Below are 8,139 nucleotides of genomic sequence, written 5' to 3' on the forward strand. Positions count from 1 at the left end.
AATAGGGTCGGCGTGGATGCTTAGATCACGAAGAACTTGTCGCCCCGTTTCCGGATCAGCGTGACATCACTGCCCGTGGCAAAGACGTCATCGTCGTGAAGCGGCTCAACCCGTAGATAGTGGAAGTTGCCGTGGCGGTCCTTGATCTTGACCTCCGCAGGCCTTCCGCGTTGCGCGGTGCCTTGGGTAATCGTACCGTTATGGCCGCCCAAGTGACGCGCTTTTAGTGCCGTTGTTTCAGTCTTCGGCATGATCAATGCGACCCAGTTTGCAATGACACGTGTCACGGCCAATGCAGGCACAAACACGATCATCGCGGCCAATGACGCGGGCAAAGGATTGCCAAACGCACCCTCAACCAACGACTGAAGGAAAAGGCCAGACAGGCCAAACATCGTCAGAAACGACACAAGCCAAATAAGAAATGGAACGTCACGCGCACCTATCCAAGTGAAAATGCCGCCAGCGCTTTCGCCCGTGTCGATGGCATCCGTTGCGGCGTCAAGATCTAGGTCAGCCTCAACGCCCGTCTCAACTGACAGGTCAAAATCGGTATCAATATCAAGATCAGGCCCATCCGAGCCTACACCCAAAATCGACCCCCCAATCAATGCGCTAAGAATTTCCAGCGCAAACAATGCAGCCACAACCGTTAGGGCAATGGCAAACGGCAGCGACGCCGGTGACGTAAATAATTCTATCATCTGTTCCCTTTCACAATACATATAGCATAAGTGTTATGAAATTTGAAGTATATATGTGCAAATATTTTGTATTTGAAACTATTTACATTTTCAAATACACTGAAATTCAAACCCATAGCCCGCCCTGACGGAGCGCACATGCCTGACTTTATGGAACAACGCCGTTTAGCGCGTTTGATTGATAAGACGACGCAACAACTGGGCGAACTCCCGGTTCCGGAAAAAGGTTGGATCGCAACAGTCCGGCGCGCCTTGGGAATGTCCGCGGAACAAGTCGCCTTGCGTAAAGGCGTAAGCCGTAATGCGGTGTACCAAGCTGAGCGCAGCGAAAAAGAAGGGGCAGTATCCCTAAAGCAAATGGAACTTCTAGCGAAAGCCATGGGCGGTCGGTTCGTCTACGCCATTGTGCCCGACGGGCGCATCGAAGACATCAAGTATCGCCAAGCCCTGCTCAAAGCCCGCCAGTTGATTACGTCAGAGCCAGACTTCGCGTCATGGCCGTCGGATGAGGTCCAAGATTGGATCGAAGACAAAGCCGCTGAACTTCTCCATGATATGCCCCAAACTTTTTGGGAAAGCTCTGAGAGAAAGGCCTAAAGGCCTATTTAAAAATCCGCTTCATCTCACGATCAAAAAAGCTGCGTGTGATCGTAGCACGGTTGCCAGCGTAATTATGATAGGCCGACTTTCCGTCGCGTTTCGGCAATCCAGCCCAGATCAGCGCTAGGTTATCCATGAATTGCGCTCGGCTCACCTGCCCCACTGCAAATCTGTTTATGCCCGCATCAATAAGGAGCAAGTCCGCAAGCCTGTCTTGCACTTGAGGCGAGAACACCGCGTTCTTAGAGAACCCCGCACGGCGCGTCAGACTGCGCAAAGTCGAAGGGATAAACTGATAGCGACCAATAGCATGCGGCTGCCCCGGTGTGGCCCGAGTCCATCTATCGATTTCGGCAAGAGTCATCTGCGTCGGACGCTTTGGTGTCCGCTTGCTCGCGCTGACGTGGACTGCGTCGTATTGCTTTGATCCCGCTTCAGCTAACGCAATCAGCGACTTAAGCTGGACAACAGAGGTCGCATCCCGCGAGACCTTCCACTCACCTTTCTTGACTGGCCCGCGCGAAGGCGAAGCCCGCTCGTTAGGGTCAAACTCCGTCCAATTCTCAACCCCAAAGGATTTCCAACGCGCACGATCTTTTAGGTCTTCAAAAGCATGAACGCCGCTCGCCGCGAGCATGAATGCCAGCGAAAGTGATATCCATGCCTTCGTCATCAGAACTTCGCAATGATGTTGATGAACGCACCCTGATCATCGCGCGTAAGGTCCGTCAGATCATCCGAGAACGTCCCGAAGTTGTACCCTGCCCCGATTTTTAGATTGTTACCGACGTGTTTGTACGCAGCTCCAAGGAAGCTGGTTTCACTAAGCCCTGCATCGACGAGGTCGAGGTGGCGCCCCTCTAACAACAGGTCCCATTCGTGCACCAAATGATACCTAGCGTTGACCACGGCCAACCATGCATCGTTGCTGCCAAATGGATCCGCACTAGACGCAGAACTTTCGGTAAAGCGGCCACCAACTTTGCCTCCCAAGGTCCAAGATCGGCTCAAGTCATATGACCCTTCCAGACTAAAGACGTGACTTTCTTGACGCGCACCTACCCCAGCAACACCATCGATCTCTTGGCCAAACATGTCGCGCAGGTAGCGGTACCGCGCGAGGACGTTCAGCCGTTCATCCCAAATTGGGCGGTAGGCATAACCCATTTCCAAATCGACGATAGAACCGTCCAAAACCGATGACCCATCGGTAGATACATCTGCTAGATCTAAGCTGAAGACGAAGCGGCGTTCCTCATCAATTTTGTAGCGCAGGTTCGAGCTGAAATAGATCGCGTCGAAGTCGTTAAAGCTAGAACCAACAGCCGCATCATCCTGGCGGTATTCTATGCGCCCTTGCGCTGTCAGGTCCTCGGAATCGTAGCGGACCCCCAAACTAATCGCGAAGCGGTCAAGATCATCAACCGCAGTCCCTGCGACTTGGCCGTACTCAATCGCCCCATCATAAGTCAAGAATTCGGTTGCTTTGTACTCCAGCCCATAAGCAGAGGTCAGTGTCCGGCGAGACGAGAACAAGTCGTAGCTGTTTTCCGCGAATAGCGACAAGGAGTCATTGATCTGTTGTCGCCCACCAATCAGGTACCGTCCCCGATTACTGCCCAAAGTCCCTGCTGCCTCTACCGTGCGGCCCGCATCTAGCTCATACCCGAAGTAGCGACTGTTACCATTACCTGCGTCGTAGTTAGCAAGGACGCGTCCGCCCAAACCACCTGTGCCTTCAGAGACTTCGGCCTCCAAACGCCACTTGTCAGAAATCTGACGCGAGAAACCAACGCCCAGACGGTTATATTCGTCTAGATTGTCAGAATCTGCAGCCGCCTGACCAAAGGCGTAGTAGGTCAATTTGGGGCTGGCGACCCATTCCACACGTCCCGCGACATCGAAGCGGGAGCCATTCGTCGTGGCCGTGCGCTCATCCAGATATTCAGCCCCCACAACATAACTAAGCTGCGGGTTGATGTTGCCCTCGATCTCGAAGCCGACTTCGGTGCGTTCTACCCCTGCGTCGTTGTCATAGATATCTGCGTACACGGCCCAACCGAGTTGGGTCTCGGTCTTTGCAACCCGCGCGTAGACGCCGTAGAATAACTCGTCACCGGTGGTCGCCGTCACCGAGTAATCCAGCGATGAGAACCCTTCTTCACGGTGCTCGATATATCCGCCGACAACCCCGTCGCGGTCGTAGCCTAGGTCGCGCAAATCAGCCTGTCCGGCCAAGCGGTAGGCATCGCCCTCGCCCGTGGCTTGAGTTTGCCCATCAATGGTCAAACCGCCGTCAATCGAGAAGTCCTGTACGAGACCCGGCCCTTCGCTGTGTGCGGCATCAAATTGAACATAGGAGTTTTCGGAGAATTGATACCGGACATCAATACCGTAGGTTCTGTGATCTGCTGCCCCAGTGTCGTCCTTCGTGGCGCTAAAGCCCAAACGAACTTCGTCAGTCACCCACCCTTCGACTCGCCCACCAAAGGAATAGCCGTCAACGTCACTTGTCGTTGGGGTATATTCATAGGCGACAACAAGATTAACCGTTTGATCACCACCTGGGTTGGTTTGAATCAAATTGTCATTGACCGAGTCCGTCAACGGGCTGGTCAAAGTGATCACACCTTGTAGATAATTGACGTAGTAATCAGTCCCTACAGTCAGACGTTGTTGGTCGATCACAAGTCCGGTCACCGCGTCACGGATTTCTACCGTGATCGTTTCGGTGCCTTGGGTGATATCCTGTCGCCGCAAGAAGTACACCGCACCGTCGGTGCCTTGGAAGGTCTCGCGACCAGCCAATTGATCAGGTTGTGCTGCGAAGAATTCAGCCGACAGGCGTGGATCGCCGTTTTCGGTCGTCTGCTCGGATTGCAGCTCAACCTGCGCGCCGTAAAGCGTACGCTCGTTGCGAATGAAGGTGTTCCCGCTCAGCGTCGCTTGGTAATCCCCCCAAACAAAGGAGTTCTCGTTCTTTTGAACCTTTAGATAGAATTTACCTGATGTTGGTGTGTTGTCGTAGATTTCACTATCATCGCCAAAGGTTGGATATGTGTCCTCTGGGTCGATGCGTTCCAACACGCTGCGGGGATCTTTTTCGTCCAAGCGGCGGAAGATGTCGCGCAGCTCTTCTTCGCCAGTATCCAGCGACGAGGTAATTTCTACCCCGTTCGCAGTGCGACCATCTACGTAATATTGGAAGCGACCCAAGGTACGGGTGTCTTTGACATCGTTCTCTTCGACACGTTCAATGGTGACATCACCGACCACGACATAAAACCACTCAGACCCCGGCACTTCCAACGGACGCGTAATCGTGGCCGTCTGCGGGCCAGAGATGCGCACGCTCACATCATGCTCACCGGGGGGCAGGATGCGCTGTAGAACCAAGGCACCCGACGCATCTGGGCGCGCAGAGCTGCCTAAAGTTGACACGGTGCTGTCAGCCGCGAGGTTGTCAGCATAGACCGTCACAGCCCCGCCGGTCACCTTGATGTTGCGAACCACAGCGCCGTTATCCAGCTCTTCCACGTCGTCGCTTAAGCCGCAGTCGTCCGCTTGCCCCAACGGCAAAGCCGCCGTTTCGTCATAGCGGCCACGTGCACCGTAAACACGGTGGACGACAACCAAATCCTTGCCCTCGGGTAGGATTACACTGGCCCGACCATTGGCCTCGACAGGCACCACAGCCGCTAGACGTGGGCCGCCAATCGCTTCACGGTCGAAAATTCGAAACTCACCACGCTCGATAAATGCGGGGTAGTTGGTCTCACTTTGAAGCGTGACGCGTTCACCCGCGCTATAGCCGCGATCCTCGCCCACAGTTTCCACACCAAGACGTGGCTTGGCTGTCAAACCGTCGAAGGTGATCTGGACATTGGCCTCTTCCAGCGCAAGATCAACCTTGCGCACTTGGTCCTCAATGGTCGGGTCACTGTCGATGGTGTCCCCATCTAAGGAGATCGAGAAGCCCGCGTTATTGACCGCAGGACGGGTGGTGTCCTGTTCCGTGTTTGGAGCCGTTGGAATGGCAATCACCGCTCCAGCATTGTCCTGAAAACATTCGGAGATCAGATGCCCAGATGGTTGTGGCAAACATTTCTCGCGATCAGTATCAGCAAAGGTCAGTGTGGGGGAAAGCCCACCCGCCGCCAGAATTGATGTGCTCAGGAGCGATTTAATTAAAGTAGTTCGTAGCATGTCTCACCCCTCTCTTTACTGAAGTGACTTGATGTTGGTTTCGACGATCAGGCGGTACTTGCCCAGTTTCTTCCAGCGAGTTTGGATATGGTCCTCCAAGCGGTCTAATCGCTCTCGGGCATCGCGGCTGTCCTCCCCTCCCTTCGAGAAGTAGGATAAGCGCAGCACAGAAGGCTCTGTCGCAACCCGCGACAACAAACCATCCACCCCGCTAAGCAAGCGATCCACAGGGTCGCCGTCACGATCAAACGCCGCAGCGGTCAGGTCGATATCAACGACGCGGCCAATGGCGGCCCCGAAGTTCATTTCGGCCATAATGCCCGAGGTCAGTCGCATCGTGCGTGGGTTCTCGGTGGTGACGCGGTAGCCTGTTGGCAGTGAGCGCGTGTCGAGCTTCAGCGTGAAGTTCGACCCCATATCCCGTGGCAATTCTGCACATGGAACCGAGTAGCGGCCGTATTCATCTGTAGTGATGATCGTCCCTGTTGGCGTCACCAAGCGCACGCGTGGCAGACCTGGCTCACCCAAGGCTTCGACCTCAGCCGGCAAATTTTCGTGACGCTCCAAGTCACGCTGACTTGGCATCACCCGTTGGCCATTTGGCGTAACCACCCAAGGTAGTGGGTTCTGGTAGCCGTCAAAGTTCACGTCATCAAAGACCTTACCGATCACATCGGAGCAGTCGAACACCGCCTCAATTTCGCGACGCACCGTGGCCTCAGCCGTGTTGGACACCGCCGCACCCGTTGCCAGATCAAAGGCACTCACCGTATTGGTCAAATCCCCTGTTTGGGCATTGGTGCCAACGCGTGTCACCAGCTCCAATGTGCGGGTCTCGCCCACCGCCAGAGTCACATTGGTCCATGTCAGCGTTGCGCCACCGTTAATTGGTTCCAGAGCCACGCCGTCAAGCGTCGCGCTGCCCGGCGTGTAGGCAAAGCCAAGGGGCAAGATGTCCACCACATTCGAGGTCACCGGAACCGCAGCTTGGTTGATGATCGTGATTGTGTAGGGCACCGAGCTACCAAGATACACAACGCTAAGCGGTGTCGCCTTTTCAAGGAGCAACTGGTCGGGAGATGGGCTTACAGCTACCGGCAAGTTTTGGTTGGTTAGCACCGTGTTCCTGTCAAAGTTCAAGCCAGATGGCCCTGCAAGAACCTCCCCGCTTACCGGATTTGTAAACTCAAGGTAGTGACCCAGGCCAATCGGGAACCCTTCAAGGTTATAGGCCCCGTTGACATCCGTGACGGTAGTGCCGATTTCCTTGCCGGTTGCGTCTCTTAGGACCACCACGAAGTTCTCGAGCAAGCTGTCCCCTGCCCCAAACACCCCGTCAGCATCCGCATCAAAGAAGACAATGCCGCTGATGCCCGTATCTGGCACCGCCAAAGGCACGGTCAACAGCGTTGGGTCATTGGTCGGATCAAGATCGGTTCCGCCCGTGCCATCGACAGTTTCATTGCCCTCTGGGTTGGTGACCGGATCCGTCATCGGGTCCGTCCCCGCGTCACTGATATCATTCGCAGTAAGTGCCGCGCCAGTGAACGGGTCAATCGCAGGTGTGCCGTCTGCTTTAACCGCATCGCCTTGCGCGGTCGCCGAGTTCTGCACATAGCCGCGATTTTGGTCATCAAAGGTAATCGTGTAGTTCACGGTAATAGTTTCGGAGGCACCAACTGCCATCACAGGGATGGTCCCGATTACGCCTCCAAGCAACGGGTCATTCACGACCACATTGTTCAGTATGGTGTTGCCGGTGTTGGTCACGTCGAACTGGTAGGTCGCTACATCGTCTTCACCGCCCAAAACCGCGTCGCCGTCGGTGTCCACAACATTGGCCACGCTCTTGATCACGCTCAGGTCAGGACTTGGCAGCAACAGAACCGTCGGGTCATTGGTCGCATTTCCGTCGCCCACACCCGCAAGGTTCATGGTCTCAGTGTTTTCGGGATCGGTTACACTGGTGACTTGCCCATTGCTATCAACTTCAGACCCTGTACCGGCGTCGGATACATCCGTCACATCTGCCAAAGGTGCACCAGTAGCATCTGTGAGCACCACACTAGGATCTGGCTCACCCGTGCTTGGGTCGGTCGCCACAGGCGTGCCCGTACCCGTGGCCGAGTTTTCAATGCCACCAGCCACGATATCGGTGTCGGTCAGCACATATCGCGCAGTCGCCACCAGAACAGAAGCTTCACCGATTGCTAGCGTTGTATCAACAGAAGTTACTATGATCGGCGTGAGGCCTGCATCGTCAATTGTGACATTTGCCAACGCAACGATGCCAGTATTCGTCCCTAAGAAGTTGAAGTCGACAGTGTCGCCCGCATCCACAACACCGTTACCGTTCTCGTCTGTGATGTTGGCTATGGATTTCACGATCTGAATAGAAGCCATCCGCGTCAACGGCACCGAGGTTGGGTCATTGCCCGCAACGTCGCTCTCGTCAGACACATCGCTCAACGCATTGCCGAACGGATCTGTCCCAGACGCCACCGCAGAGTTGTCCACCATGCCCGCATCGATATCCGCCTGCGTCAGGACATACGTCCCCGTGAAGCTCACCACCTCACCCGGCGCCAACACATCCCAGCTCGCGTCAACACTCGCATCCGTGCTGTTC

5 protein-coding genes are annotated in these 8,139 nt (G+C 55.1%); 1 reads left to right on the plus strand and 4 read right to left on the minus strand.

Annotated elements, in window-relative coordinates; translation table 11 throughout:
* Positions 1 to 20: 20 nt before the first annotated feature.
* On the minus strand, positions 21 to 704 hold the full coding sequence (locus ABJN86_RS05895) for a YqiJ family protein (protein ID WP_348365467.1): 684 nt from the start codon (positions 702 to 704) through the stop codon (positions 21 to 23).
* 138 nt (positions 705 to 842) lie between these two features.
* Here ABJN86_RS05895 and ABJN86_RS05900 point away from each other — a divergent pair, with 138 nt between their 5' ends.
* Positions 843 to 1,301: a helix-turn-helix domain-containing protein gene (locus tag ABJN86_RS05900; RefSeq protein WP_348365469.1), complete on the plus strand. Its 459-nt coding sequence runs from the start codon at positions 843 to 845 to the stop codon at positions 1,299 to 1,301.
* A gap of 4 nt (positions 1,302 to 1,305) precedes the next feature.
* Here ABJN86_RS05900 and ABJN86_RS05905 read toward each other — a convergent pair whose 3' ends face one another.
* The 3 genes from ABJN86_RS05905 to ABJN86_RS05915 form a co-directional block, all read right to left on the minus strand.
* A complete protein-coding gene (locus ABJN86_RS05905) occupies positions 1,306 to 1,977 on the minus strand; it encodes a hypothetical protein (protein ID WP_348365470.1) in 672 nt (223 codons plus the stop codon).
* Entirely contained in the window at positions 1,977 to 5,510 is a 3,534-nt protein-coding gene (locus tag ABJN86_RS05910) for a hypothetical protein (protein ID WP_348365472.1), read from the minus strand. The genes ABJN86_RS05905 and ABJN86_RS05910 overlap by 1 nt, the downstream gene beginning before the upstream one ends.
* Positions 5,511 to 5,525: 15 nt before the next feature.
* Positions 5,526 to 8,139 (minus strand): SdrD B-like domain-containing protein (locus ABJN86_RS05915; protein WP_348365473.1); only part of this gene is annotated, 2,614 nt, incomplete at its 5' end.

Origin of the sequence: Litoreibacter sp. (assembly GCF_039974535.1) — a bacterium.
Lineage (GTDB): Bacteria > Pseudomonadota > Alphaproteobacteria > Rhodobacterales > Rhodobacteraceae > Litoreibacter.